General features: G+C 70.2%; 20 protein-coding genes. 8 read left to right on the plus strand and 12 right to left on the minus strand.

Translation table 11 applies throughout. The features are described 5' to 3' along the window. Positions 1-5: 5 nt before the first annotated feature. The 5 genes from I004_RS0117775 to I004_RS0117795 all read right to left on the minus strand — a co-directional run bounded on the left by I004_RS0117775 (position 6) and on the right by I004_RS0117795 (position 5,163). Positions 6-1,115, minus strand: a complete 1,110-nt coding sequence (locus I004_RS0117775) for a Pvc16 family protein (protein ID WP_028436608.1) — start codon at positions 1,113-1,115, stop codon at positions 6-8. 4 nt (positions 1,116-1,119) lie between these two features. Then, positions 1,120-1,944 (minus strand): hypothetical protein, encoded by an 825-nt coding sequence (locus I004_RS34570; RefSeq protein ID WP_051345141.1) that lies wholly within the window; start codon positions 1,942-1,944, stop codon positions 1,120-1,122. Continuing rightward, complete coding sequence (locus tag I004_RS0117785) at positions 1,937-2,698, minus strand: T4 family baseplate hub assembly chaperone (protein WP_028436609.1); 762 nt, start codon at positions 2,696-2,698, stop codon at positions 1,937-1,939. The genes I004_RS34570 and I004_RS0117785 overlap by 8 nt, the downstream gene beginning before the upstream one ends. A gap of 25 nt (positions 2,699-2,723) precedes the next feature. Beyond that, a complete protein-coding gene (locus I004_RS0117790) occupies positions 2,724-3,248 on the minus strand; it encodes a phage tail protein (RefSeq protein ID WP_028436610.1) in 525 nt (174 codons plus the stop codon). A gap of 67 nt (positions 3,249-3,315) precedes the next feature. Continuing rightward, positions 3,316-5,163 carry a phage tail sheath C-terminal domain-containing protein gene (locus I004_RS0117795; protein ID WP_028436611.1) on the minus strand — a complete coding sequence of 616 codons (1,848 nt, stop codon included), beginning with the start codon at positions 5,161-5,163 and terminating at the stop codon, positions 3,316-3,318. A gap of 1,041 nt (positions 5,164-6,204) precedes the next feature. Between I004_RS0117795 and I004_RS34575 the strand changes: the two genes are divergently transcribed. Continuing rightward, positions 6,205-7,533 carry an MFS transporter gene (locus tag I004_RS34575; RefSeq protein ID WP_051345142.1) on the plus strand — a complete coding sequence of 443 codons (1,329 nt, stop codon included), beginning with the start codon at positions 6,205-6,207 and terminating at the stop codon, positions 7,531-7,533. 172 nt (positions 7,534-7,705) lie between these two features. Beyond that, complete coding sequence (locus I004_RS34580; RefSeq protein WP_037976799.1) at positions 7,706-8,893, plus strand: epoxide hydrolase; 1,188 nt, start codon at positions 7,706-7,708, stop codon at positions 8,891-8,893. Between the two features lie 131 nt (positions 8,894-9,024). Here the strand turns inward: I004_RS34580 and I004_RS34585 are convergent, their stop codons facing one another. Continuing rightward, positions 9,025-9,459, minus strand: coding sequence for a VOC family protein (locus I004_RS34585; RefSeq protein ID WP_037976725.1), 435 nt, complete (start codon positions 9,457-9,459; stop codon positions 9,025-9,027). A 230-nt stretch (positions 9,460-9,689) separates the two neighbouring features. Here I004_RS34585 and I004_RS0117825 point away from each other — a divergent pair, with 230 nt between their 5' ends. Continuing rightward, entirely contained in the window at positions 9,690-10,034 is a 345-nt protein-coding gene (locus I004_RS0117825; protein ID WP_028436612.1) for a hypothetical protein, read from the plus strand. A 211-nt stretch (positions 10,035-10,245) separates the two neighbouring features. Then, a complete protein-coding gene (locus tag I004_RS0117830) occupies positions 10,246-10,878 on the plus strand; it encodes a hypothetical protein (protein ID WP_028436613.1) in 633 nt (210 codons plus the stop codon). A 351-nt stretch (positions 10,879-11,229) separates the two neighbouring features. Here the strand turns inward: I004_RS0117830 and I004_RS0117840 are convergent, their stop codons facing one another. Beyond that, entirely contained in the window at positions 11,230-12,075 is an 846-nt protein-coding gene (locus I004_RS0117840) for an alpha/beta fold hydrolase (RefSeq protein ID WP_028436614.1), read from the minus strand. Between the two features lie 47 nt (positions 12,076-12,122). On the opposite strand from I004_RS0117840, the gene I004_RS0117845 reads away from it, so the two are divergent. Together I004_RS0117845 and car are read left to right on the plus strand one after the other, a co-directional pair. Further along, positions 12,123-12,719, plus strand: coding sequence for a TetR/AcrR family transcriptional regulator (locus I004_RS0117845; protein ID WP_028436615.1), 597 nt, complete (start codon positions 12,123-12,125; stop codon positions 12,717-12,719). 157 nt (positions 12,720-12,876) lie between these two features. Beyond that, positions 12,877-16,431, plus strand: coding sequence for a carboxylic acid reductase (car, locus tag I004_RS0117850; RefSeq protein ID WP_078511378.1), 3,555 nt, complete (start codon positions 12,877-12,879; stop codon positions 16,429-16,431). Between the two features lie 120 nt (positions 16,432-16,551). Here car and ptsP read toward each other — a convergent pair whose 3' ends face one another. From ptsP to I004_RS0117885, 5 genes are all read right to left on the minus strand, one after another. Further along, entirely contained in the window at positions 16,552-18,216 is a 1,665-nt protein-coding gene (gene ptsP / locus I004_RS0117855) for a phosphoenolpyruvate--protein phosphotransferase (RefSeq protein WP_028436617.1), read from the minus strand. A gap of 187 nt (positions 18,217-18,403) precedes the next feature. Next, complete coding sequence (locus tag I004_RS0117865) at positions 18,404-20,443, minus strand: fructose-specific PTS transporter subunit EIIC (RefSeq protein ID WP_028436618.1); 2,040 nt, start codon at positions 20,441-20,443, stop codon at positions 18,404-18,406. A 90-nt stretch (positions 20,444-20,533) separates the two neighbouring features. Beyond that, a complete protein-coding gene (pfkB, locus tag I004_RS0117870; protein WP_028436619.1) occupies positions 20,534-21,481 on the minus strand; it encodes a 1-phosphofructokinase in 948 nt (315 codons plus the stop codon). Beyond that, a complete protein-coding gene (locus I004_RS0117875; protein ID WP_028436620.1) occupies positions 21,478-22,239 on the minus strand; it encodes a DeoR/GlpR family DNA-binding transcription regulator in 762 nt (253 codons plus the stop codon). Before I004_RS0117875 ends, pfkB begins: the two co-directional genes overlap by 4 nt. 621 nt (positions 22,240-22,860) lie before the next feature. After that, a complete protein-coding gene (locus tag I004_RS0117885; protein WP_106965384.1) occupies positions 22,861-24,183 on the minus strand; it encodes a YncE family protein in 1,323 nt (440 codons plus the stop codon). A gap of 317 nt (positions 24,184-24,500) precedes the next feature. On the opposite strand from I004_RS0117885, the gene I004_RS0117890 reads away from it, so the two are divergent. Then, complete coding sequence (locus I004_RS0117890; protein WP_028436622.1) at positions 24,501-25,139, plus strand: TetR/AcrR family transcriptional regulator; 639 nt, start codon at positions 24,501-24,503, stop codon at positions 25,137-25,139. 132 nt (positions 25,140-25,271) lie between these two features. Continuing rightward, positions 25,272-26,516 (plus strand): aromatic acid exporter family protein, encoded by a 1,245-nt coding sequence (locus I004_RS34595; RefSeq protein WP_037976730.1) that lies wholly within the window; start codon positions 25,272-25,274, stop codon positions 26,514-26,516. Positions 26,517-26,592: the final 76 nt, after the last annotated feature.

Below are 26,592 nucleotides of genomic sequence, written 5' to 3' on the forward strand. Positions count from 1 at the left end.
GCGCCTCAGCTCTCCCTGTTTTCGGAGGTGTTGTCCGTGCCGCCGCTCCGCGCACCGCCGCCACGTGCCGGACTGCCGCCGCGGGCCTGCTTCTTGGCGGTGCCCTGCTGCGCCGCCGACTTCTTGGTGGCGCTCTGCCCGGCCGGCGCCTTCGTTGCCGACGCCTTCGCTGCCGGTGCCTTCTTGGCAGTGGCCTGCTGGGCAGTCGGCTGCTTGGCAGCTGCCTTCGCTGCCGCCTTCTTCACCGCGGGCTTCTCCGCCGTCGCGCTCGCCGCGCTCTTCCTCGCCACGGACTTCTTCGCCGCGGCGTCCCGCTTCGGGTCCGCCTCCGCGGCGCCGACAGCGTCGTCCGAGGCACCCGCCGCACCGGACGGGCGGGCATGCTCCCCGCCCTCGACCCCGGAATCCCCCTCGGCTCCGCCGCGTGCGACGGAAACGCCGGGCGCGCTCGTGCCACCTGAACCGCCACCCGAACCGCTGCCCGCCGCGGGAGCGTTCTCGTGCGGCGGGACCGAGGCGCCGACCGTCACCGCGGTCCGCTCCACCGGGCGGCTCCGCTCCGGCTCCTCGCGGCCCTCGACCAGGACCAGCGACCCCTGGTACGTCATCGACAGCGCGTAGGGCGTCTGATGGAGCATCCCCCACAGCTTCGAGGTCTCGTCGATGTCCATCTGGAGCGGCGTGAAGCGCACCTTCTGCTCCGCCTCGGCCAGGTTGCTTCCCGCCAAGTACGGGCGCTCGCCGGCCTCTTGGATCACGTCGGCGGGCAGGACGGGGAACTCGCGCAGGATCCGGGCCACACAGCCGATGAGCCGCTGGCCGACCAGCTCGTTCTCCTCCCCGTACGCACTGATCACGTAGTGCAGATCGAGCGCCGCCACCGGCTTGTTGAGCAGCTTGCCGTCGGACGCGCGGGTCGGCAGGTCGTAGTTGCGCATCGACGGGTTGTGCGTGACCTGGTAGAGGAAGACGGTGATCGTCGGCTCGAGCGGCGGCTCGGCCGGCGGCTTGCGGGTCTCGACGGATACGGCCATGTCGATCTCGGGACGCAGATTGCTCTCGATCAGCAGCGCCAGCGCCTGCGTCACGTGCGCGACCGCAAGTGCGTTGCTCATGGGCTCAGTTGCTCCTCTCCCCGTTCCGGCCGCGTGCGAGGTAGGTCTCGAGACTCACCGTGGGCGCCGTACGGCCGGTCTGCTGCGACCCCGGTTCTCCGGCTCCGCCTCGGCCCGCGCCCGGCGGCGTGGCGGCGCTCACTTCGAGCCGGCCGATCTGGACGTGGACGACCCGTTCGGTCTGACGCGGGCCGCCCCGCCGCCCCGCCGCGGCCTGCTGCCGGGCGCTCCGTCCCGCCGTGAGGTCAGCTGTTCCGGGACGTACGGCGGCGGAGCGGGCCACCACCTCCCCGCTGCGTGCGACGAGCGCGGGCGCGGGGCCCGTCGTCTGTGCGCCGAACGCGGTGGGGTCGGTGTCACGCCCCGCGGTCTGCGCCGCCCGCTGCACCGGCGCGCTCGCGACGGGCCGCAGCGGACGGGGCGCGGGCTTCAACTGCGCGCTCCTCGGCGCCTGTTGAGACCGCAGCTCCCCCTGCTGCTCGGAGGACGCCGTTGTCCCGCGTACGACGGTGTGCCGTTCCGTGTGTATCTCCCGGACGCCACGCGGCCCGGCGCGCTCGTCCGCACGCGACGGGCGCGGCGCAGCGGCCTGCGGGCCCGTCGGTGAGATCCCGTCGTCCGCCTGGTCGCGGTCGCGGAGCGCTTCGACGCGCTCGAACGGGCCGGGAAGCCGCGGCCGTACCCGCATCCGGGGCACGGCGTCCGCCGCACCGCCCGGCGCGGTGCCGCCGTCGCGGGTGCCGTCCCCGGTACCGGGCGGCAGCACCGGGAACACGGCGTGCACGGCGGGCGCGTGCCGCGCCAGCAGCCGGTCGAAGTAGTCAGACATCAGCGCACAGCTCCAGGTAGTAGCGGCGCCGCGCCGGGCTGAGCGCCAGGATGTCCGGCTCCCGCCACCCGTAGGCGGAGGCGAGCAGGTGGACGTCCAGGAGCAGGTCGCGGGCCCAGGCGTCCAGTTCGGTCCACAGGTAGGAGGTGATGTCGAGTTCGGCGGGGGTGCGGACACCACACTCGGGACAGGCGATGTCGAGGGTGATCTCCGCGGCCGGGTCGGCCTGTTCGGCAGCTGCGGCGATCCGGTCCCGCACCGGCTCGGGCAGCAGTTCCCCGAGCCGCTCGGCAGGCACCTGCGTGCCGTTCCTGCGCGCCTTCACCGTGCAGGAAGCGACGAGCAGGGCCCGCGCCGCGGTCCGTGGGTCGTCGGCACCGGCCGCCCCCTCGGCCGCGGCTTCGAGGTCGGCGACGGCGGGCAGCCGGAAGTCGATCTCCCAGCCGTCCGCCGTCACCCGCAGCGGCTCCCGCTGCTGCGGGGGCCGGGCCGCCAACTCGCCTGCGTCGAGGTCGAATTCCATGGCCTCGCCGCACGAGGCACACTCGATCAGCACCTGCATCAGGTCGCCGAACAGTGCGCGCCTCAGCGCGTACAGGTCGGCTTCGCGCTCGCCGACCGGGACCCGTGGCAGTTCGCCGGGGCCGGCCTGCGGGCGTGCTGCCCGGTGCAGGATCCGCGCACGCTCCGCGTCGGTCCGGGTGAGTGCTTCTTCCCAGACCGACAGCAGGCGTGCCGCTTCCGAGTGCGCCATCGCCGTTGCTCCCCCCGTCCGGCGTTCAGGCGGGGTGGGTGAAGGAGGGCTCGGCGGGCTCCGGGACCTCGTAGTCCCGCTCCCATCCTTCGCACTCCAGCTTCAGGCTCTGGATCGCGACCGCGTTGGCGTTGGCGTCCATCTCGCCCAGCACCTGGTACTCGCTCGGCCAGGAGCGGTAGAGCTTGTGCGAGACGGCGACCTGGCCCGCTTCGTTCAGGACCTGGATGACGATGTCCTTGCGGAAGTCGGCCAGCGACACCTCGGAGCCGAGACCGGCGCCGACCTGCCACACCTTGTTGGCCCAGCGGTCGAACTCCGGGTCGTGCGTGACCCCGCGCTCCAGGGTGACGCCCTCGAACTCGGAGCGTCCGGGCGACTTGCGCGGAGTGCTGGGGTCGCCGCCGTGCCGGTGCTTGACGACCTCGGTGGTCCGCTTCAGCGGGCTGATCTTGCTGATGCCCGCGACCGTACGTCCGTCCCACAGGACGAGGAACTTGAAGTTCTTGTACGGGTCGAAGCGATGGGCGTTTATCTGGAACTCTGCCATCGGATTCCTTCGGTTCCTCCGGTAGTCGGTCACCCGGCCGCCGGCCTGCCGGACGGCGGCCGGCCCGTCAGGACGTGAACTGTCCCGCCATCTGCTGGACCTTGACGATCACGAACTCGGCCGGGCGCACCGGCGCGATGCCCACCACGATGTTGACGACGCCGTTCTCGACGTCCTCGTCCGTCGTGGTGTCGTGGTCGCACTTGACGAAGTAGGCCTCCCGTGGCGTGCCGCCCGTGAAGGCGCCCTGCTGGAAGAGCGTGTGCAGATACGAGGAGACGTTCATCCGGATCTGCTGCCACAGCTGCTCGTCGTTGGGCTCGAAGACAGCCCAGCGCAGGCCGCGGTGGAGGCTCTCCTCGACGTGGAGTGCGAGCCGCCGCACCGGGGTGTACTTCCATTCGCTCTCGCGTGCGTCCGAGCCCTCCAGGGTGCGCGCACCCCAGACCACGGGGCCTACCAGCGGGAAGGTCCGCAGGCAGTTGACGCCGAGCGGGTTGAGCAGCCCGTTCTCGCGGTCGGTGAGCCGCACCGACAGCGAGTGCACGTCGGCGAGACGCGCTTCCGTGCCCGCGGGTGCCTTCCACACGCCGCGTTCACCGTCCGTGCGGGCGATGACGCCGGCGACGGCACCGGAGGGTGGGAATGAACGCAGCCGCCCGGTGAGCGGGTCGGTCATCTGCAGATGCGGGAAGTACAGACCCGCGTGGCTGCCGCGTACGGGCTCGAAGGCGGCGATGCCGGTGCGGACGGCGTCCACCCCGGACCAGGCCGCGGGAGCGTCCACGAGGAGGTACATGCGCTCCTCGCGGCACAGCCGTTGAGCCGCCGCCAGGACGGTGATCATGTCCTCGGTCGATTCGTACGCCGCGAGTTCGGGCAGTGCGAGCAGATTGACGTCGTCGACGTCGCGCAGCGCGTGCAGCCCGGACTTGCGTGCCTCGCTGCCGATCAGGTCGCGCGGCCCGGGGGCCTCTCCGTCCTCGCCGCCCTCGAGGGCGAACACCGGCGGATTGACGGACGCTTCCAGGCCCAGGTCGTTGGCGCATTCGCCGACGAAGCGGACGACGGCCTCCGGGTCGTTGCTCCCGGCGACGGTCTGGAGCCGGTTGCCGAATGCGGTGACTTCCGCGGCGGCGAAGTCGTGGCGTCCGGGCGCGTCCGGCAGGGCACGCAGCTTCCGCTCAAGAAGCAGGGCGAGTTCGGCGACGCTGCAGGGAGCCTCCCCGTCCTCGTCCTGGTCGTACAGGACGAACTCCCGCTCGGTGTCCCCGATCTTCACGGTCAACTCGACACCGAGGTCGGGCAGATTCCCCGAGAAGGGCTTGGAGACCGTGCCGGACGGGTCGGGACGTCCCTCACCGACGACCTCGGCGCGCACAAGCGTGGAGCCGGAGTTGACGACGGTCTGGACGTAGCGGCTGTGGCACGGGTCCATGGACAGCCCGCCGAAGAACTCGCGGGCCTCTCCCCTGGCGTCGAAGACGCGCAGGTTGAAGGTCTCCTCTGGTGCCGGCGTGTCGTAGTCCACGGCCACGCGCAGCCCGCAGCCCCACACGCCCGGCTCCCGGGCGGTGATCTCCAGCACCGGGCATGCGCTGCGGCCCTCGGTCGATTCGAGGGTGACGGAGGCCGCCTTGCCCGAACCGGCCTTGGCCACGCGCACGATGACCGCGATGGAACCGCCGTTGCAGAAGAACTGGTGCACTGCGTAAGCGACGGCGCTCTGCGAGGTCAGACCCCCGAAACGGCGTTCGAACTCGGCGTAACTGGTGACCCGCACCGGCTTGTTGAGGGGACCGCGGCGGGTGTGGCCCACGAATGCGGTCGCCGCTGTGGTGACCTGGGTGATGGTACGGACGCTGCTGGGAATCTCTTCGACGTAAACACCGGGATAGGTCGGCTTCGTCGGCATTCCCCCTCCAATCCCTACGAGCGCCTGGACAACGGCATTCAGTGGGAAAGGGGACACAGGTCCGTGTTGGTACGGCGGCCTGGGCGCACGCGACGACGCACTCGCGAGCTTCCCCCCGTGCCTCGCCGTCGAGCGGAGCGTCCGCCGTACTCATGCAGAACGTACGGGACACACCGACCTCTGGCGCGACTCCTGATGCCCGAGTGCGTGGCCATTCATATCGGGAATACCAGACGGCTCACACCCATAAAATCCGGCCACGGGCAAGAGTCCCGCCAACGCCGTTGACATTCCACGAAGTTGACGTCCCGACGAAACAGCAGGTCAGGGCCTCGGGCACTGGGGCCGCCAAGGACGCTGCACAAGGAGGGACGAAATCTCGTCACGCAGCTGGACTCCTGACCGGGACGCGGGCATCGGTGCAGCTCAGCGCGGTTGCTCTGCGTGCAGGGACGGGTGGAACCAATCCGGAATGCGAGGATCCGCCATCGAATGCCCAACCCCTCCCCGAGCCCTTCGAGCAAGACCCCGACCTGCAACTATGCCGCGAATCAACGGGAGTTGAAGGCGAGGCGTGCGGGTCTCCCGAGGAGGGCCCTGGTCGCACCCTGCAGCGATTACTCCCCGGAGTGGCGTATTCCGGCAGGTGAACATTTTGGGCTCGTACATGGGGGCCTCGTGAAAAACGGGGCAAACGGTGCACTCGTCGCCCATTCCGTTCCGGTTGTGAACCTGATGGAGCGTCAGGTGAAGTGGTCCACGCGACCGACGATCGGCTCGTCCGGCGTGAGGGCACCCCGGCCTCCCGCACGCCGCAACTCCAACTGGTGCCGATGCTCGGACAGTTGGGAAGCCCCGTGGCCCTCCATTGAAATCCGTGCCGGCTTCGCACACTGTTTCCGCAGTTCGTGCAGGTCGTGCAGGTCGCGCCCGTCGGACGCGACTCATGGCCCTCCGGCGTACACAACGCACGTAAGTTCTCGCGATCGTTGCCACGGCGCCCTTGATCTCCGAGGACGCGGCCCGGCAGCGTGGCCCGCCATGGAACGACAGCACTGGAAGAAGATCTGGGTGGGCTCGGCCGGCAACATGGTCGAGTGGTTCGACTGGTTCGTGTACACGAGCTTCGCCACCTACTTCGCCGGATCATTCTTCCCGAGCGGGAACCCGACGGCTCAGCTCATGAACACGGCCGGCATCTTCGCCGTCGGTTTCTTCATGCGTCCCGTCGGAGGCTGGCTGCTCGGCCGGGTCGGTGACCGCAGGGGCCGCAAGGCCGCGCTGACGCTCACGGTCACGCTCATGTCGGCGTCGGCGATCCTCATCGCCGTCGCGCCGACGTACGAGACCGCGGGCTACGGCGGCGCCGTGATCCTGCTCGTCGCGCGGCTGCTCCAGGGGCTGTCCGTGGGCGGTGAGTACGCCGCCAGCGCCACCTACCTCACCGAGGCGTCCGCCCCCAACCGCCGGGGCTTCGCCTCCAGCTTCCAGTACGTGTCGATGACCGCCGGGCAGCTGGTGGGCCTCGGTCTGCAGATCGTGCTCCAGAACACGATGTCCGAGGACACCCTGACCAGCTGGGGCTGGCGGATCCCGTTCATCGTCGGCGCCGCCGGTGCCGCTGTCGTCTTCTACCTGCGGCGCAGCATGCTGGAGACGGAGGTGTACGAGGAGGCCGGCGACACCCGCAAGGAGGACCGCGGGACGCTCTCCGCCCTGTGGCGGCACAAGCGCGAGGCGTTCCTGGTCATCGCGCTCACCATGGGCGGCACGGTCGCGTACTACACGTACACGACCTACCTGACGAAGTACCTGTCCAACACCGCGGGCCTGCCGAAGGACCAGGCGACGCTGGTCAGCTTCTGCGCACTGTTCGTCTTCATGTGCCTGCAGCCTCTCGGCGGGCTGCTCTCGGACCGCATCGGCCGCCGCCCGATGCTCATCACGTTCGCGCTCGGCTCCACCCTCCTGACCGTGCCGATCATGAAGCTGCTCGGGCAGGCAGGCAGTTTCCTGCCCGCGTTCGGGCTGACCCTGCTGGCCCTGGTGATCGTCACCGGCTACACGTCGATCAACGCGTGCGTGAAGGCCGAGCTGTTCCCCACGGGGGTCCGCGCGCTGGGTGTCGCCCTGCCGTACGCCATCGCCGCCGCACTCTTCGGCGGCACGGCCGAGTACGTCGCGCTGTGGTTCAAGAACGCCGGTATCGAGTCCGGCTACTTCTGGTACGTGGCCGGATGCGCGGCCGTCTCGCTGGTCGTGTACCTCACCATGCGGGAGACCCGCGACATCGACCTGTACCGCGTCGACGCCGACGAGGCCGAGACCGACGAGGAGGAGCGCCCGCGGAGCGGCGCCCTCACCTCCTGACGCGCTCCCATCCCGGAGCGAGAACGGCGCTCGGCGGCCGCCCATGGCGGTCACCGAGCGCCGTTTCGTCGTGATCATTGCGCCGTGACGGGACGCCCGCATACCGAGTGATCATGGGCGGCCCGGACAACGGCCCCGACCTACAATGAAGACATACGGCAAGGAGATCGGCATGTCTGTCATACAGGAACAGCCGGCGATCCGGCCGTTTACGGTCGAGATCCCCGACGCCGAACTGGATGCCCTTCGGAAGCGCATCGAGGCCACGCGCTGGCCCGAAAAGGAGACGGTCGCAGATCAGTCCCAGGGCGTGCAGCTCGAGACGATTCAAGAACTCGCCCGCTATTGGGCATCGGAATACGACTGGCGCAAGGTCGAGTCGAGGCTGAACGCCCTGCCGCAATTCCTCACGGAGATCGACGGACTGGACATTCACTTCATCCACGTCCGCTCGAAGCACGAAAACGCTCTGCCGCTCATCGTCACGCACGGATGGCCCGGCTCGGTCATCGAGCAGCTGAAGATCGTCGAACCGCTCACCGATCCCACGGCACACGGCGGGAGCGCATCGGACGCCTTCCACCTGGTCATTCCGTCGATGCCCGGCTACGGGTTCTCGGGCAAGCCGGAAACGGGCTGGGACCCCGTCCACATCGCGCGCGCCTGGGTGGAACTGATGAGGCGGCTCGGATACACCCGGTTCGTGGCACAGGGCGGCGACTGGGGTGCCGTCGTCACGGACCTCATGGGCGCTGACGCGCCTCCAGGGCTGCTCGGCATTCACACGAACATGCCTGGCGCGGTTCCGCCCGACATCGACCAGGCGCTCCAGGCCGGCAATCCGCTGCCCTCCGGTCTCTCGGACGAGGAGAAGCGGGCCTGCGAACAGCTGGACTTCGTCTACAAGCACATCGCCTACGCCCAGATGATGGGGACACGTCCGCAGACGCTGACGGGCCTGGCGGATTCGCCGGTGGGTCTGGCGGCGTTCATGCTCGACCACGACGCGAGCAGCCTGGAGCTCATCTCGGAGGCCTTCGCCGGGCACCCGGGAGGCATTTCGCGAGAGGACGAACTCGACAACATCACGCTCTTCTGGCTGACGAACACGGCGATCTCCTCGTCGCGTCTCTACTGGGAGAACAAGTTCTCGTTCCTCGACGTCAAGGGTGTTTCCATCCCGGTTGCCGTGAGCGTCTTCCCCGACGAGCTCTACGAGGCGCCGCGGAGCTGGGCGGAGCAGGCGTATCCCAACCTCATCCACTACAAGAAGCTCGACAAGGGCGGCCACTTCGCGGCGTGGGAGCAGCCGGAACTCTTCGCGGAAGAAGTGCGTGCCGGCCTGCGGTCGCTTCGCTGAGTGACCGCCTTCCACCCTCTGCGCATGCCTGGCCCGGCGGGCGTGGCCGGGTCATCCATGCGCAGCAGCCTCGGCCGGGCCGTGACTGGTAGCGGGCGTCGAAGAACGCAAGAACACCGGCCGCGCGCTGCTCAGTCGATACAGAACTCGTTGCCTTCGATGTCCTGCATCGGGATGCACGACTCGTTTTCGTCATCGGCAAAGAGCGTTTGCACGTGTACCGCGCCGAGCGGGACCAGTCGTGCGCATTCGGCCTCAAGTGCGGCGAGGCGCTCTTCACCCACGAGTCCGGTGCCGACCCGCACATCAAGATGCACCCTGTTCTTGACGGCCTTCCCTTCGGGGACGCGCTGGAAGAACAGTCGCGGGCCCACACCTGAGGGATCTATGCAGGCGAACCATGAATCCCGCTGCTCAGGTGGCTGCGAGCGCTTGAAATCATCCCAAGTGGCAGAACCCTCCGGTGGCGGCGGTACGACGTAGCCCAACACCTCGCACCAGAAACGAGCGAGACGCTCAGGTTCCGCGCAGTCAAAGGTGACTTGGAACTTCTTGATCGCTGACATCGGCGCAACATACCAGGGGGTCTCTGCCTCCCACCGATGGTCACCAGGATCCAGTCCTGACCGACCACACTCATGCAGATCAGTTACGGGACAGCCCTCAGGAAACAGGAGGCCCCCCGGCGAGATCACTCGAGGGGGCCGGTGCAACGTCCCCGTGGCAGACTCATCCTGCAGTGCAGCGTCGGCCGGGAGGGCTCCCGGCCGGTCCGTAGCCGGGGCGGGGAGGCCACATGGATGGGGACGATCCGCACATCCATGTCGAGGCGAAGGTCGTGCACCGCGATGCCGCCGTCCGCGACGTGATGGCATCCGCGTTCGGTCTCGCGGGGGACCTGCCGAGTCACGTCAGCACCGGATGCGGCCTTCGGGTTCCGTACGCGATGACTTCCCCGCGTCCAGGCAGCGTCACCTGCCTTGCCTGCCGCGAGCATGCGCGGCTGGAGCATCTGCGCTTCGCCGAGGAGGTCGAACGCCTGGGCACGATGCCGGGCTCGACCATCACCACGGTCCAGGCGAAGCTGGCGGCGGACAAGCATCGCGAACTCGCGGAGGGGTTCTCCGGCGCGGATGGCTGAGCCCGTACGCGGGGCGGAGCGCGACCGCCCGGCCGAAGTCACAAGTCCGCTGCGGCAGCGACGACTTCGAACCCGCCACAAGACGTTGTACCCCCGCCCGGCAGGAACCGCACGGCCACGGCGGCACCCTGCCGTCCGGGACGTACAACCCTTCAGCCCGCTTGATGGTCTGTTGTGACGTCAGTACTGATACGGGGGAAAGGTTCCGAATATGCCCGCACAGACCTTCCGTTCCGCGGCTCTCGGCACTCTCGCGGCGCTCTCGGCGCTGGGGCTCACGCTTGCCGCGAGCAGCCCGGGCGTCGCGGCCGGCCCGGCGAAGAAGACCAAGGCGCCGGGTTTCCTGGCTCCCGCGGATCTGCCGCCGCACCCGTCCTCGCCCTGGTTCGCGGGCAAGGTGACGGCTGGGTTGCCGGATCCGGAGCCCTTCTGCGCGGAAGGCGTGCTGCCGTCCTCCCGCAGCCACCACCGCGAGTTCCACACGGACCTGGACGCCACCGCCACCCAGGTCGGCGTCACCGCTTCGAGCACCGCCGCGGCGAGCAAGCTGGCCGCCTCGTTGAGGAAGAGCGTCGCCGCCTGCGCCGCGGACTGGCTGCGCGAGACGCCCGGCGGCACCGCCTCCTGGGACGACTACGGCGGGCTGGCCGTGGGCAACGGCGCACACGTCTACGGCGTGCAGGTCTCCATCCCGGAATCCGAGACCAATGTGCACCTGTTCGGCGTCGGACGGGACGGCAAGGTCGTGACCCTGGTCCGCTGGGGCCAGATGGGCGACCTCGGCAGCGCCCCCGTCGGCGACTTCAAGCGGACGACGAAGACCGCCGTCAACAAGCTCAACTGAGCTTCCGCCGCCGCTGCTTGACGTCTCGCGGAACGCGACGCCGAGCCGATACCCGCAGATCCGGCACAAGAGCCCGGCCGTGGAGCTGACGGCGCTTCCCGGCCCGGCTCGGAACCGGTTCAGCTGAAGACGGGCTCGGCGTCGAGGACTCGGGAGACCTGGTCGGCGAACAGGGCGGGGTACTGGAACGGCGAACCGTGCCCCGAGTCCGGGTGGAGGACCAGCTGAGCGGCCGGGATCCGCTGCGCTTGGATGCAGGAGCTGACGGTGTCGATCAGTCCGGGGCGGGGTCGACGTTGGGCCGGGACTCGCCGGCCTCGGCCGGTTGAGCGCACCGCCTCGTGGACCTCGTCACGTGCGGTCGACCGCCGTCTCCTTGATGAAGCGGCGCAGTTCCGCGCACAGGGCGCGTGGGTTGTCGAGGGGGATGAGCGTCCGTGAGCCGGGGATCTCCACGTACTCGCCCCGCGGAAGGAGTGCGGCCAGGCGGCGGCCGGTCCGGGGCGGCATCATCCGGTCCTCCGCTCCCCATGCGACGAGGGCCGGTCCACGGAATTGCTTGAGCCGTTCCGCGGCCCCGAGATAGGTGTCCTTCCGCACGCCACGGCAGAACTTTGCGAAGTCCCGGCGCACTTCGCGATTCGTGAGCAGCGGGCCGTACCAGCGGCGCACGAGCTCGTACGGGATGGGGTGCTTGGCCATGCCGCCGAGTGAGTTCTGCATCCTTGTCAGGAACGGCACCCGGAAGGACTGCAGCAGAAGGAAGAGTCCGCCCGGGATCCTGCTCGACGCGTGGAGGGTCCTGCCCTGGATGCCCGGCGGGTAGTTCTCCAGGGCCTCGCACGAGGTGAGGACCAGGCGGCCGATGCGTTCGTCGCGTACGCCCACGAGCAACTGGGCGGTGCCCGCGTCGTTCTGGACGAGCGTGACGTCGCGCAGATCCATGCGCTCCAGGAACTCCGCGAGGACGGCCGCGACTCCGTGCGCCGAGAGGTCCGCGTCCGGCCGCATCGGCCGTCGGTGGGCGCCGATGGGCAGGACCGGGACGAGGACGCGGAAGTCGTCACGCAGGTCTTCCACCACCGGCTGCCACACCGATTCGTCGAAGGCCAGGCCAGGGACGAGTACGACCGGCTGGCCCGGCCCGCCGGTGTCCGTGTAGTCGATCGAGCCGGCGGTCAGTTCGATCTCGGGCATGGGACCCCGCCTTCTAGATAGACCGATCTAGTGAGAGAGTACCGAGAATGAGGACAGCCGGCGACACGAGAAGTCGCATCCTGAGGGCGGCGACCGAACTCTTCCGACGTCAGGGGTACGCCGCCACGGGCATGAAGCAGATCGTCACCGCCGCGGAAGCCCCGTACGGCTCGGCGTACCACTTCTTCCCGGGCGGCAAGGCGCAGCTGGCGGAGGAGGTCATCCGCACCACCGGCGCGGCCTACCTGCGCCTCATCGGCGAACTGTTCGCCGCACCGGACGAGCGGAGCGACCCGGCCCTCGCCACCAGCGAGGCCTTCACCGCCGCCGCCGAGACCCTGCACTCCTTCGACTACGCCGACCCCTGCCCGATCGCGACCATCGCCCTGGAGGTCGCGAGCACCAATGACGCGTTGCGCCGGGTCACCGAGGAGGTCTTCGCGAGCTGGACCGATCGCCTCGCCGACTACTACGCGGCATGTGGGATCGATGAATCCGCCGCCCACGACACGGCGTTGTCGGTCATCGCCACGCTGGAGGGCGCTTTCATGCTCGGACGCTCGGCGCGCTCCACCCGTCCGGTGCTGGCGGCGGCCACCGCGGCGGCCGCCCTTGTCCGCGCCGCGCAGCAGGCGCGGGGCTGACGGACACGGCCCGACCGGGCTCAACGCTCCCCTCACACCCGTCTCGTTGATCGACATGCGCATGACTGTTACCGGTTCGGCCACAGTGCGCGGCTGTGTGCATAGGGTCGCCCCCTGGTCCGACGAATACGCGCTGTAACGGCGAAGAGGAGACGGAATGGCAGTCAACGCGCAGTCCGGCAGTGAGGGCGGGGAGGAGGCGCCGCTCTCCCCCGCGGAGCGTCGCGCCGCTGAACTGTACGCGGCCGACCGGCAGTTCAGGGAGGCGAAGCCGCTGGATGAGGTCACCGAGGCGATACGGGCACCGGGCATGGGGCTCCCACGGATCATGGCGACGGTCCTGGAGGGCTACGCGGACCGACCCGCCTTCGGCGAGCGCGTGAGGAAACTGCCGAAGGATCCGCGGACGGGCCGCACGACGGCGGAACTCGTCCCGGAGTTCAGGACTATCACCTACCGCGAGGTGTCGCAGAGAATCCAGGCGCTCGCGAGCGAGCTGACGAACGATCCGAAGTCCCCGGTCGCCGCCGGGGACTTCGTCTGCACACTGGGCTTCACCAGCGGCGACTACGCCACCGTCGATCTGGCGTGCATCCATCTCGGGCTCGTCTCCGTACCGCTGCACTCCAGCGCGACGCTCGCCGACCTCGGGCCGATCGTCGCGGAGTCGGCGCCCCGGATCCTCGCGGCGAGCACCGAACTCCTGGACACGGCCGTCGAACTGGCCCTGGGCAGCGAGTCGTTGCGGCGGCTGGTCGTACTCGACTGCTACATGCGCGTGGACGAGCAGCGCGAACGCTTCGAGGCGGCAGCCGGACGCCTGGCTGCCGCCGGTTCACCCGTGGTCATCGACACGCTGACAGCCATGCTCGAACGCGGTGACACGTTGCCGCCGGCGCCGCTGTGCACCACCGTGGACGAGCAGTCGCTGACCTCGCTGCTCTACACCTCCGGAAGCACCGGTGCGCCCAAGGGCGCCATGTACACGCAGCGGCTGGCCACGTACCTGTGGGGCGCTTCGTGGCGCAAGACCGACACCCCTGTGATCAGCCTCAACTTCCTGCCCATGAGCCATCTCGCCGGGCGCTACACGTTGTTCAGCACGCTCAGCGCGGGTGGCGTGCACTACTTCACGGCGAAGAGCGACCTGTCGGCCCTGTTCGAGGACATGTCACTCACCCGCCCCACGGACCTGATGCTTGTCCCGCGCGTCTCCGAGATGCTCTTCCAGCAGTACCAGAGCGAGGTCGACCGGCGAGTGGCCACGGGTGGCGAACCCGCCCTCGTCGAGGCGGAGTTACTCACCGAGATGCGGGAGAAGACCCTCGGCGGCCGGATCGTACGGGTCATGTCCGGCAGCGCACCGCTGGACTCCGAGACCGCGGCCTTCCTCGAATCCTGTCTGGAGCTCAAGCCCCACGACGGCTACGGCGCGACCGAGGCCGGGATGATCACCACCGGCCACACGATTGCTCCGGTGGTGACCGACCACAAGCTCGTGGACGTGCCCGAGCTGGGGTATTTCCGGACCGACTCGCCCTACCCGCGGGGTGAGTTGAGGATCAAGACCGAAATGATCATGGCCGGCTACTACAAGCGCCCCGAGGCCACCGCGGCGGCATTCGATGAGGAAGGCTTCTACAAGACCGGCGACATCATGGCGCAGACCGGTCCGGACGAGTACGTCTACGTCGACCGCACCAAGAACGTGCTGAAGCTGTCCCAGGGCGAGCTCGTGGCCATCTCGCGGCTGGAGACCGCCTTCGCCGCCAGCCCGCTGATCCGGCAGATCTTCGTCCACGGAAGCAGCGAACGCTCCTACCTCCTCGCCACCGTCGTGCCCACCCCGGAGGCGATCGAGGCCGCGCAGGGCAGCGAGGCCGCGCTCAAGTCCTCACTGAGTGCCGCGCTTCAGCGAAGTGCGAAGGATGCAGGCCTCAACTCGTACGAGATCCCGCGTGACTTCATCGTGGAGACCGAGCCATTCTCCGCACGGAACGGGCTCCTCAGCGACGCCGGCAAGCTGGCGCGCCCCAGAGTCAAGGAGCGCTACGGCGAGCGGCTGGAGCAGATGTACGCCGACCTCGCCTCGCAGCAGACGAGCGAACTGCGTGCCCTGCGCCGCGAAGGACGGGAGCGGCCGGTGCTGGAGACCGTCGGCCGGGCCGCCAAGTGCCTCCTCGGCTGCTCCTCCACCGATCTCGATCCCGGGGTGCACTTCACCGACCTGGGCGGCGACTCGCTCTCCGCGGTCTCCTTCTGCCGGCTCCTCGGCGACATCTACGAGGTGGACGTCCCGGTGTCGGTCGTCACCAGCCCTGCCACCGATCTGCGGCAACTCGCCCTCCACATCGAGCAGCGCCTCGCCTCCGGCCACGACCGGCCGTCCTTCGCCTCCGTGCACGGAGCAAACCCCACCGAGGTGGGCACCGGCGACCTGCACCTGGCCGCGCTGGTGGACGCCGAAGTCCTCACCGAGGCAAAGGCACTCCCGCGGCCGGGTCCCGGCGACTCCGTGCGGACGGTCCTGCTGACAGGGGCCAACGGCTACCTCGGCCGGTTCATGTGCCTCGAGTGGCTGGAGCGGCTCGCGGAGTCCGGCGGCACCCTGATCTGCGTCGTGCGCGGCAGCAGCGCCGAGGCGGCCCGACGGCGGCTCGACGCCGCCTTCGACAGCGGCGACGCCGAACTCCTCGCGCGCTACCGGGAGTCGGCGGCCGCAGGCCGTCTTGAAGTGCTCCCCGGCGACATCGCCGAACGGAACCTGGGCCTGGACGAGGAGACGTGGAACCGGCTCGCTGCCGACGTCGACCTCATCGCCCATCCGGCCGCCCTCGTCAACCATGTCCTGCCCTATGAGCAGCTGTTCGGCCCCAATGTGGCGGGCACGGCCGAACTCGTCCGGCTGGCGATCACCACACGCATCAAGCCCTTCGTGTTCCTCTCCTCCGTGGCCGTGGGCACCCAGCTCGCGGGAGCGCCTCTCACCGAGGACGCCGACATCCGCACCGCCGTCCCCGTCCGCCGTCTCGACGGTGCGTACGCCGGGGGCTACGGCACGAGCAAGTGGGCGGGCGAGGTGCTGCTTCGCGAGGCCCATGACCTGTGCGGTCTGCCCTGCGCGGTCTTCCGCTCGGACATGATCCTCGCGCACAGCGAGTACCAGGGGCAGCTGAACGTGCCCGACCTGTTCACGCGCCTGCTGTTCAGCCTCGCCGCGACGGGCATCGCCCCGCGTTCCTTCTACCGCACCGGCCCCGAAGGCGACCGTCCGCGGGCCCGAGTCCACGGGCTTCCCGCCGACTTCACCGCCGAGGCCGTCACGACGATCGGCGGGCGCGTCGTCGAGGGGTTCCACACCTACAACGTCGTCAACGCCCAGGACCACGGCGTCTCGCTCGACGTCTTCGTCGACTGGCTCGCCGAAGACGGACGGCGCATCCAGCACATCGACGACCACGACGAGTGGTCCGCGCGCTTCGAGACCGCCCTGCGCGGCCTGCCCGAGCATCAGCGGCAGCACTCCCTGCTTCCGCTGATGGACGCCTTCCGCGAGCCGCAGCGTCCCGTTCCGGCGTCGGGCATCCCAGCGGACCGGTTCGGCGCAGCGGTGCGCGAGGCCGAAGTGGGCCGGGACGGCGAAGTCCCTGTCCTGCAGCCGTCGCTCATCACCAAGTACGTCGCCGACCTCGAGCACGTCGGACTGCTCTGAGGCTGCGGCACGGCGGACGGCTGCCGCACTCCGACGCCCAGGCCACCGCAGTGACGACGGGTGCCCCGGGGGTGCGACACCCCGGGGGCACCCGTCCACGTCGTGCGGCGCCGCCGACCGCTACGAGGCGATCTCCGCCAGCACCCTTGCGCGCGCTGTCGTGGCGTCCGGCGCCGAGAGGGCGAGGCCCGCCAGCACGCGGCAGTCCTCAAGTGTCCGCGCCGCCAGAGCTGTTCGTACGTCACTCAGACAACTCGGCGCCGCTGACAGGCTGGTCACCCCGAGCCCGACGAGCACCAGGGCCAACGCCGGGTCGGCAGCCGACTCTCCACACACGCCGACGGGCCGGCCGTGCCGCGCGCCCGCTTCGGCCGCCATGCGTACGAGGTCCAGCAGGGCGGGCTGCCAGGGGTCGAGGAACTCGGCCAGTTCGCCGAGGGTCCGGTCGGCGGCAAACGCGTACTGAGCAAGGTCGTTGGTGCCGATGCTGAGGAAGTCGCAGACCTGAGCCAGCTCCCCGGCGCGCAGCGCCGCGGCCGGTACCTCCACCATGGCGCCGGCGGCCCGCAGTCCGTGTGCGCGTACCTGCTCGGCAAAGCCGGCAGCCTCGCGGGGCACCGAGACCATGGGGGCCATCACCCGGACCTCGGCACCGCTGTCCGCCGCCGCTTCGGCGATGGCGGCGAGCTGCGTCCCCAACAGCTCCGGGTCGCGGGCGGCGGTGCGCAGGCCGCGTACGCCCAGTGCCGGGTTCTGCTCGTCCGCCGCGGTGGCGAACGGCAGCGGCTTGTCCGCACCGGCGTCCAGCGTGCGGACGACGACACTGCGCCCCGCGAACGCGGTGAACACCCCACGGTAGGCAGCGACTTGCTCTGCCGCGGAAGGGGCTCGGTCACGGTCGAGATAGAGGAACTCGGTGCGGAAGAGACCCACACCCTCGCTGTCCGCCGCCGCCGCGGCCGGCAGCTCGTGCGATGCGCCGAGGTTGACCAGCAGCTTCACCGGATGACCGTCGGCCGTACGGCCGGGCCCGCGCACCGACTCCGCCAGGCGGCGCCGCTCCTGCTCACGTTCGGCGGCCTCCGTCACGGCGTGCGGCGGCGGATCGACATGTACGGCACCGGCCGCGCCGTCCACCAGAACGGAACGCCCGTCGGTGAGCGTGCCGGCGCGGTCGCAGGCGACGACGGCGGGCAGGCCGAGGGTCTTGGCGAGGATGGCGGTGTGGCTTGTGGGTCCGCCCCGTTCGGTGACCAGGGCCAGCACCTGGGAGGGGTCGAGCAGCGCGGTGTCCGCCGGGGCGAGGTCGGCGGCGACGAGGACAAAGGGGCGCCCTGGATCCGGCAGTCCCGGCATCGGCAGTCCCAGGAGCGAGGCCACCGAGCGGTCACGCAGATCGTCGAGATCGGCCACGCGCTCGGCGAAATAGCCGCCCGCCTTCTCCAGCGCGGCACGGAACTCGCCGAACGCTTCGGCGATCGCGTGCGCCCCGTCGGCGCCGGACCGTATCCGGGCCTCGACCTGGTCGCCCAGTGCGGGGTCCGCGACCATCATCGCCTGGGCGGACAGCACGTCGGCGGCGTCCCCCGTGACGGCGGCGGCCCGCCGCTCCAGATCCTCGGCGACCTGGCCCAGCGCGCTGCGGGCGGCGGCGACCTCGGCCGGCACGTCCGCCTCGGTGATGACCCGGGCCTCGGGCAGGGCGGGTGCCGGGGCCATGCGGGCGACTTCACCGGCCGCGCTTCCGGCACTGACCCCGATCCCTGTCAGCACGGCAGTCGTCACGGCTGCTCCTCGGTGTCGGCAACGCGGGCGGTGGCTTGTACGAGTGGTGCGGCCATGCGGGCGCGCGGCCCGCGGCGCGCACCGGCCACTGCGGTTTGCAGAGCCATGAAGATCTCCTCCGGCATGCTTCGTTGAGGGCGTGGCGTGGCACGAGGAGCGCCCGGAGCCGGGCCCGTGCGTGTGTCGCTCAGACCGGGACCGACTCCCTGGATGCCTGCTCGGACTTGGCCGGCGCGGAGGCGGAGGGGGTCTCCGTCGCTGAACCGGGCGTGTTCCGGCGGCGCTTGAGGAGGATGACAAGTCCGCCGGTGACGAGCGTGCCGGCCGCGACGGCCACCAGGTACAGCAGCGGCTGGCCGATCAGCGGCACGACGAAGACACCGCCGTGCGGCGCGCGGAGAGTGCAGCCGAATGCGGTGGTCAGCGCACCGGTGACGGCGCCGCCCGCCATCGAGGCGGGGATCACTCGCAGCGGGTCGGCTGCGGCGAACGGAATGGCGCCCTCACTGATGAAGGACGCCCCCAGCACCCAGGCCGCCTTGCCGTTGTCCCGTTCCGTCTTGGTGAACAGCTTCCCTCGCACCGTGGTCGCCAGAGCCATGCCGAGCGGCGGCACCATGCCCGCGGCCATCACCGCGGCCATGACCGTGAGGCTGCCGTCCGAAGGGTGCGTGAGGCCGCCGACCGCGAAGGTGTACGCGACCTTGTTGACCGGACCGCCCAGGTCGAAGCACATCATCAGACCGAGCAGCACGCCGAGCAGCACCGCGTTGCCGCCCGAGAGCCCGCCCAGCCAGTCGGTCATGCCCTTCTGCGCCGCGGCGATCGGCTTGCCGACCACGACGAACATCAGAAAGCCGACGGCGACCGACGAGAGCAGCGGGATCACGACCACCGGCATGACGCCGCGCAGCACCGGCGGGATGCGCAGCCGCTGAATCGCCATCACCACCGCACCGGCGATCAGACCGGCGACCAGTCCGCCGAGGAATCCCGCGTTGATGGTCATCGCGACGGAGCCGCCGACGATGCCGGGCACCAGTCCGGGCCTGTCGACCATGCCGTACGCGATGTAGCCGGCGAGGACCGGGACGAGGAACTCGAAGGCGGCGCCGCCGGTCTGGAAGAGAAGCGCGGCCCAGCTGGCCACCTCGGTCCAGCTGAAGTGCTCGGCGACCGAGGGCGCCTTGTTGATCTCGTAGCCGCCGATGGCGAAGGCGATCGCCATGAGAAGCCCGCCCGCGGCCACGAACGGCACCATGTAACTCACGCCGGTCATCAGCCACTTGCGCAGCCGTGTACCGAAGTGCTCCCCGTGGGTCTCCGGCGCCTCGGCGGGCGGCGCGTCCCCGGCGGATGCGGTGACCTCGCCGCGCCGGGCCTTTCCGCGTACTTCGGCGATGAGTTCCGCGGGCCGGTTGATGGCAGCCTTCACGCCGACGTCGACGGTGGGCTTCCCGGCGAACCTGTCCTGCTCCCGCACCCCGACGTCGTGCGCGAGGATCACGCCGTCCGCGGCGGCGATGTCGGCCGGGTCCAGCCGCGTGAACCCGCCCGAGCCCTGCGTCTCCACCACGACCTCGGCACCCTCGGCCTCACCGGCCTTCTGCAAGGACTCGGCAGCCATGTAGGTGTGTGCGATCCCGGTGGGGCACGAGGTCACGGCGACGATGCGGAAGGGCGCCGATGTCTGACTCGCGACCTCGTCGCCGTCATCGCCGTCGGCCTTGTCCTCGATCTTGGTCTCGGTTTTGGTCTCCGCCTCCGGCGCCGGCACCGGCGAGGACTCCTCCCCGCGGATCAGAGCGGCGACGGCGTCCGGGGACTGCTCCCCGCGCAGCGCGTTCGTGAAGTCCCCGTCCATGAGCCGGCGGGCCAGGGTCGACAGGATGGTCAGATGGTCGTTGTCGGCTCCGGCCGGGGCCGCTATCAGGAAGATCAGGTCGGCCGGGCCGTCCGCCGCGCCGAAGTCGATGCCTTCCGCGCTGCGTCCGAAGGCCAGCGTCGGCGCTGTGACGTGCTCGCTGCGGCAGTGGGGGATGCCGATGCCGCCGTCCAGACCGGTCGGCATCTGGGCCTCGCGGGCGGCCACGTCGGCGAGAAAGCCGTCGAGGTCGGTGACGCGGCCGGCGGCCACCAGCCGCTCTGCCAGCGAACGGACGGCTGCTTCCTTCGTATCGGGGGACAGGTCGAGGTCGACCAGTTCCGCGGTGATCAACTCACTCATCGCGCGGCTCTCCTTGCTCGATGACCGCCCTGCCGGACGGTGTCGGGGACGTGAGGGTTCGGGAGTTCACGTGGTCGTTCGCGCGGTCGTTCACGGGGCCGGCTCCGTCAGTGCGCGGTCCAGCGGTATGTCCGCGGTGACCGCCACCGCGGAGGGATCCAGATCGGCGGGCGTGGGCATGGCGCTGCCGGGCAGCTGCACTGCGGCGGCGCCGTGTGCGACGGCAGCCGCCAGCGCGGCGGGACCTGTGCCCCCGGCAGCCAGGAAGCCCGCCAACGAGGCGTCGCCCGCTCCGACATTGCTGCGGACCACACCTGCCGGCGCGCTGCCGAAGTAGGTTCCGGAGGCGTCGAGCAGGAGCTGACCGTCCGCCCCGAGACTGGCCAGGACCGCCTGCGCGCCATGTGCGCCCAGCTCCTCCGCGGCCTTCACCGCGTCGCCGAGGGTGGCCAAGGGGCGTCCGACGGCCTCGGCGAGCTCCTCGGTGTTCGGCTTCACCACATCCGGACGCTCCGGAAGCGCGGCGGTCAGGGCGGCACCGGAGGTGTCGAGGGCGATCCGTGCGCCGGCCCGGTGGATGCGGGCGACCAACTCGGCGTACCAGTTGGGCGGCAGGCCCCGCGGCAGGCTGCCGCTGCAGACGATCCAGTCGGAGTCCGCCGACAGCGCGCGTACGGCCTCCAACAGCGACTCGGCCTCGGTCCCCCTGATCTCGGGGCCTCTCGCATTGACCTTGGTCAACGTGCCGTCGGCCTCGACCAGCGTCGCGTTGACCCGGGTCGAACCGGTCACGGGGACGCCGGACACCTCGATGCCGAGGTCGCCGAGCAACCGTGACAACAGCGCGCCTTCCGGGCCGCCCAACGGAAGGACCGCGACCGTACGGTGGCCGGCGGCGGCCACGGCGCGGGAGACGTTGACGCCCTTGCCGCCGGGGTCGACCCGGTCCGTGACCGCCCGCAGGACGGAGCCGCGGTCCAGCACCGGCAGTTCGTAGGTGCGGTCCAGGCTCGGGTTCGGGGTGACGGTGAGGATCATGCGCGCACCACTTCCGTGCCCTGCTGCTCGATGGAGCGTGCGTCGTCGGCGCTGAGACCTGTGTCCGTGATGAGCAGGTCGACGTGACGGAGATCGCCGAAGCGGCCGAAGTACTCCTTGCCGAACTTGCTGGAATCGGCGAGGAGTACCACCCGTCGCGCGGCCGCGATGATCGCTCGCTTCACCGCGGCCTCGGCCAGGTCAGGGGTTGTGAGGCCGCCACCCGGCGAGAAGCCGTTGGCCGCGAGGAACACGACGTCGGCGTTGATCTCGCCGTAGGCGCGCAGCGCCCATGCGTCGACGGCGGCCCGTGTGCGGTGCCGCACCCGTCCGCCGACGAGATGGAGCGCGATGCCCGGATGATCGGCGAGCCGGGCCGCCACCGGCAGGGCGTGGGTGACGACGGTGACCGTCGAGTCCACCGGGATGGCGCCTGCGAGGCGGGCCGACGTGGTGCCCGCGTCGATGATCACGCTCCGGTCGGCGGGCAGTTCGTCAAGGGCGGCCCGGGCGATGCGGTCCTTCTCGTCCGCCGCGACGGTGTCCCGCTCGGCCAGATCGAGTTCGAAGTCGAGCCGTCCCGCCGGGATGGCACCGCCGTGCACCCGGTGCACGAGCCCGGCCCTGCCCAGGGCCTTCAGATCGCGCCGGACCGTTTCGGCCGTCACCCCGAACTCGTCGGCGAGAGACAGCACGTCGACCCGCCCGCTCTCATGGGTCAGCCGAAGGATCTCCTGCTGGCGCTCCGCTGCGTACATGTGGATTTACGTCCGTTCCATGCCCGAACCTGTTGCTTTCCGAGGACGGTACGCGGACGTTGCTGCGAAGTAAACACGTTCGGGCAAGAAGGTGGGCACGAACGGAGGGGCACTGCGCAGGTGCGGTGGGCACGGCGCGGGATGTCCGAGGAGGCCGACTTCCCCAACTGGTCACCGTTGTGGGCGCGTTCGGTGAGGACATGGAGAACCGGGGGCGGCTCAGGCCGGGTTCGGAGGCGGGGAGGACTCCCGCGACGTTCCGGCACCGCTTACATGGGCGAGGGGCCCAGAAGGGCCGTCCGTCCTCGGTCACCGGGAACGGGACCAGGACCGGGACGGGAGCGGGAACGGACCGGAACGGGGAACTGGTGGTCCGGAGTTGTGGTCGGCCGCACCGACTCGCGCCGACCCGTGCCGCGCCGGGCGGCGCCGGCCGCGGATTCGTGCGGCCGCTCCCCCGGCGGACGTGCCCGGCTCACGTCTCCGCCGGGGGACGGGGCCGCCGCGTCAGGCGCCGTGCCCCTGCCGATCGACGGCGGGGGCACGGGCCTCAGCGGCCTCACCCGGTGTGCTGCCGCGTTTCCACATCCACCCGTGCGTGGCGTTGTGGAGCGGCTACGCTCACCGGCGCGCGGCCGGGCTGGTCCAGTCGTCCGGCACGTGGGCGATGCGGACGCGCTGCGGGTGGTCCCCGACGGGCACCGAGACCGTCTTCTCGCCGGTGGCGAAGTCGATGGCGGTGACCTTGTCGCTTCCGCTCTCGGAGATGACGCAGGACTTGCCGTCGCCGCTGACCGTCGCCCAGTAGGGCTTGGAGGCGGCGACCAGGGGCCCTTCCTGCAGGGTGTCGCGGTCGACGACTGTCGCGTAGTCGTCCATGGTCCCCGCGACGCAGAGCTTGTCGCCGCCCGGGCTCATCGACATGCCGTGGTGACGGGAGTCGTTGACCCAGGTCGTGCGGTCCTCACTGGTGTCGGGGTTCTTGGGCAGCGTCTTGACCCGCGTGATCTTGTCGTCGGCGACGTCGTACTCGAGGAAGCCGTTGAAGAAGGAGACCTGGAAGTAGAGCGTGGACTCGTCGGGCGTGAAGGCCACGGGCCGCACGGCGTCGGAGAGGTCCTTCCGGCCGAAGGCGTCGAGCCTGTCGCGCATGTCGATGACCTTGGCCTCCTTGAAGGTGGCCGCGTCCACGACGGTGATCTTGCGGTCGCCCTTCGTCCAGTCCAGCCAGGGGTCGTCGGCGGCGGTGTTGACCTCGCCGATGGACATGTTCCACAAGTACTTGCCGCCGTCGGTGAACACGTTCTCGTGCGGCTTGTCGCCGGCATTGAACGAGCCCGCTTCCTTCCCCGTGCCGATGTCGAGGACGTGGACGGTGTTGGAGGTGGAGGCGGAGACGGCCACGCGCTCGCCGTCCGGCGAGACGGCCATGTGGTCGGAGCGGTGACCGGAGACGGGGAAGCGCCAGTTGATCTTCCCGGTCGCGACGTCGATGGAGACGACGTCGGCGAAGCTCGGACGTGAGACGACCATGGCCGTCCCGTCGGGCGTGGAGTACATGTCGTCGACGAACTGGTCGTGTCCCTCGCCCGGTCCGTTGCGGATGCCCAGGAAGAACAGGAGCTTGACGGGGTCCGCGTATATCTCGTCCAGGCGCTCCTGCTTGTCGGGGATCACGTTGATGCGGCCGAGCTTCTCGAAGCCGCCGCTGGACTTGATCACGTCGGCGGTGCCGTCCCAGTTGTTGCCGACGAACATCACCTCCCGCAGCCCGGCGGCCTCCTCATCGCCCGGGCCGGGTACGGCGGCTGCCACGCCGGCCGTGGCGGCCACTGCCACGAGGGCTGTGGCGAGAACGAACGGGAGCAGGCGCCGGCGGGCGCGTGGAGGTGACAGCGGGAGGACCGGCGAGTCGGCGTCCGTCTGTGTCCTTGGTACGGGCATGGCATGGCTCTCCTTCGCATGGCGTCTCCGCGCTCGCCGAGCTTGCGGCCGTGACGGGACGAGCGTGAGGATGCCCGCTCTCCCCGCAGAGTTCGGCGGGGCCCTGCAGGGAGAGCAGGCAGCTGGGGGGTGGCATCCGTTGCGAGCGAGAATCACGTCACATGGCGTCCGACCAGGTGCTTCTCATGAGGCATCACGGACGGCACAATGTGAAAAGACCCCTGTTCACATTGGGTACTACCGAAGGTAACTACGGCCTCGGTGTTCTTCAACCCCCTGTGGGCAGAAGATGGCCGGAAGGCGAGCGAAGGAGAGCGGTGGAGCAGCGGCTCAGGCGGCCGACCGGCCGATACGCGGGCAAGGCGGCGAGCGAGCGGCAGGCAGAGCGGCGTCAGAGATTCCTCGACGCGGCGCTTCAGCTCTTCGGCGACGCTCCCGGCTACCGGTCGACGAGCATCGCCGCGCTGTGCGAGGCCGCCGGGCTGTCGACCCGTCAGTTCTACGAAGAGTTCCGCACCCTCGAAGACGTGCTCGCCGTCCTGCATCTCCAGGTCAACGACTGGGCCCAGGCGGCCGTCATCGACGCCCTCGAAACCACCGGGGACCTGCCCTTCGCGGAACGCTACGGCTTCGTCTTCCGTGCGTACGCGGCGAGCCTCACCTCGGACCCGCGCCGCATGCGGATCGCCTTCACCGAGATCGTCGGCGTCAGCCCCCGCCTGGACGAGCAGCGGCTCTCCCGCCGCGCCCGGTGGATCGAGCTGATCCGTGCCGAGGCGGCGTCGGCGGTGGAGCGGGGCGAGGCCGCCGACCGTGACTACCGCATCACCGCCGCCGCCTTCATCGGGAGTGTGAACGGGCTGCTCCACGACTGGTCCGCCGGCTGGGTCGACGCCACCCTCGACGAGATCGTGGACGAACTCGTCCGGCTGCTGCTGGCGCTGCTGCGCCCGTGAGCAGCGGGGCCCCGTTGGCTCGGCCCGGCGTGCTCTCGGCCCTCACCCCCGCGAGGCCCGGCACGCAGCCCACTCGGGTGGCAGGCACCGGCCGCACGCCCGCTGCGGCACAGGAGCGGGAAAGGGCACCGCGTGCCGGCTGTTCTCGAACCCCTCGCCGAACTGGTGCGGCGCCGCAACGAACCCGCGGTCGCCCAGACACTCCGGTCAACGGCAGCAGCCGTACTCAGCTACCTGGCGGCCCTCTGGCTCAGCAACGCCCAGATTCCGCTGCTCGCCCCGCTGACCACGCTTCTCGTCGTCCAGGTCACCCTCTACGCCACGCTCACCCGGGGCATCCGGAGGGTGAACGCCGTGGTGGCCGGGGTTCTCGTCGCCGTGGGCTTCAGCAACCTGGTGGGCCTGAGCTGGTGGTCGCTGGGGATTCTGATCCTCGCGTCGCTGACCGTGGGTCACCTCGTGCGCGTCAAGGAGTTCGTGCCGGAGGTCGCCATCAGCGCCATGCTCGTCCTGGGCGTGAGCGTGACCCAGGTCGCCGCGACGGCGCTGGACCGTGTGGTGGAGACCCTCATCGGCGCGGTGGTGGGCCTGCTGTTCAACGTGGTCTTCGTGCCGCCGGTGTGGACGCAGTCCGCGACCGAGGCCATCGAGGACCTGGCCAGCCGGCTGCGTCGGCTGCTCCGCCGGGTCGGTGAGGAACTCGGCCGCCACACACCGGTGGAGGACGCCGCGGAGCGGCTGCAGGAAGCGCGCCGCCTCGACCACGACATCGTGCAGGTGGACGCGTCCCTGGCACAGGCCGAGGAGAGCCTGAAGCTCAACCCGCGGGTCAAGGAAGGGCTGCTCTCCCGAGTCGTGCTGCGGACGGGTCTGGACACCCTGGAGATCTGCGTGGTGGTACTGCGCGTCATCGCCCGCACCCTCACGGATCTGGCCAGGAACCGTGAGGACGAGCCCCTCTTCCCGCCCCAGGAGGCAGCCGCGCTGGAGGAGTTGTTCGCCCATCTGGCCGGGGCGGTGAAGGCGTTCGCCGTCCTCATCACCAGTGACGTGACCGCGGACGCCGACACCGCCGAGGCCCGGCTGGTGGAGGAGCTCTCCGCGGCCCGCGAGGCACGTGACCAGGTGGCGGACCTGTTGCTCACCGGCGTGCAGAACCATCCGCGCCAGTGGCAGCTGCACGGCGCCCTGCTCGCCGAGATCGACCGGATGCTCGACGAGCTGGACGTGGAGAAGCGTTCGGTGCGGCTCGCCGAGGAACTCGACCGCTACACGCGGGAGACGGTCGACCGGCACCCACGGCTGACGAGGGCCGCCGAGCTCATCCACCTCTCCGTCCCGAACCGGCCGCGCAAGCGCCGCGGCGAAGCCAGGTGAGACCGCCGGACGGCCTTCCTGAACGAGCGGAGCCGGATGAGCGCGACCGGACGAGCGGGCCGGACCCACTTCCCGC

The sequence above is a fragment of the Streptomyces sp. TAA486 genome, from assembly GCF_000426165.1.

Bases quoted from the DNA above. Each gene is read 5' to 3' on its own strand.
- I004_RS0117775 (WP_028436608.1), bottom strand. From the start codon at position 1,115: ATGAGCAACGCACTTGCGGTCGCGCACGTGACGCAGGCGCTGGCGCTG.
- I004_RS34570 (WP_051345141.1), bottom strand. From the start codon at position 1,944: ATGTCTGACTACTTCGACCGGCTGCTGGCGCGGCACGCGCCCGCCGTG.
- I004_RS0117785 (WP_028436609.1), bottom strand. From the start codon at position 2,698: ATGGCGCACTCGGAAGCGGCACGCCTGCTGTCGGTCTGGGAAGAAGCA.
- I004_RS0117790 (WP_028436610.1), bottom strand. From the start codon at position 3,248: ATGGCAGAGTTCCAGATAAACGCCCATCGCTTCGACCCGTACAAGAAC.
- I004_RS0117795 (WP_028436611.1), bottom strand. From the start codon at position 5,163: ATGCCGACGAAGCCGACCTATCCCGGTGTTTACGTCGAAGAGATTCCC.
- I004_RS34575 (WP_051345142.1), top strand. From the start codon at position 6,205: ATGGAACGACAGCACTGGAAGAAGATCTGGGTGGGCTCGGCCGGCAAC.
- I004_RS34580 (WP_037976799.1), top strand. From the start codon at position 7,706: ATGTCTGTCATACAGGAACAGCCGGCGATCCGGCCGTTTACGGTCGAG.
- I004_RS34585 (WP_037976725.1), bottom strand. From the start codon at position 9,459: ATGTCAGCGATCAAGAAGTTCCAAGTCACCTTTGACTGCGCGGAACCT.
- I004_RS0117825 (WP_028436612.1), top strand. From the start codon at position 9,690: ATGGATGGGGACGATCCGCACATCCATGTCGAGGCGAAGGTCGTGCAC.
- I004_RS0117830 (WP_028436613.1), top strand. From the start codon at position 10,246: ATGCCCGCACAGACCTTCCGTTCCGCGGCTCTCGGCACTCTCGCGGCG.
- I004_RS0117840 (WP_028436614.1), bottom strand. From the start codon at position 12,075: ATGCCCGAGATCGAACTGACCGCCGGCTCGATCGACTACACGGACACC.
- I004_RS0117845 (WP_028436615.1), top strand. From the start codon at position 12,123: ATGAGGACAGCCGGCGACACGAGAAGTCGCATCCTGAGGGCGGCGACC.
- car (WP_078511378.1), top strand. From the start codon at position 12,877: ATGGCAGTCAACGCGCAGTCCGGCAGTGAGGGCGGGGAGGAGGCGCCG.
- I004_RS0117865 (WP_028436618.1), bottom strand. From the start codon at position 20,443: ATGAGTGAGTTGATCACCGCGGAACTGGTCGACCTCGACCTGTCCCCC.
- pfkB (WP_028436619.1), bottom strand. From the start codon at position 21,481: ATGATCCTCACCGTCACCCCGAACCCGAGCCTGGACCGCACCTACGAA.
- I004_RS0117875 (WP_028436620.1), bottom strand. From the start codon at position 22,239: ATGTACGCAGCGGAGCGCCAGCAGGAGATCCTTCGGCTGACCCATGAG.
- I004_RS0117885 (WP_106965384.1), bottom strand. From the start codon at position 24,183: ATGCCCGTACCAAGGACACAGACGGACGCCGACTCGCCGGTCCTCCCG.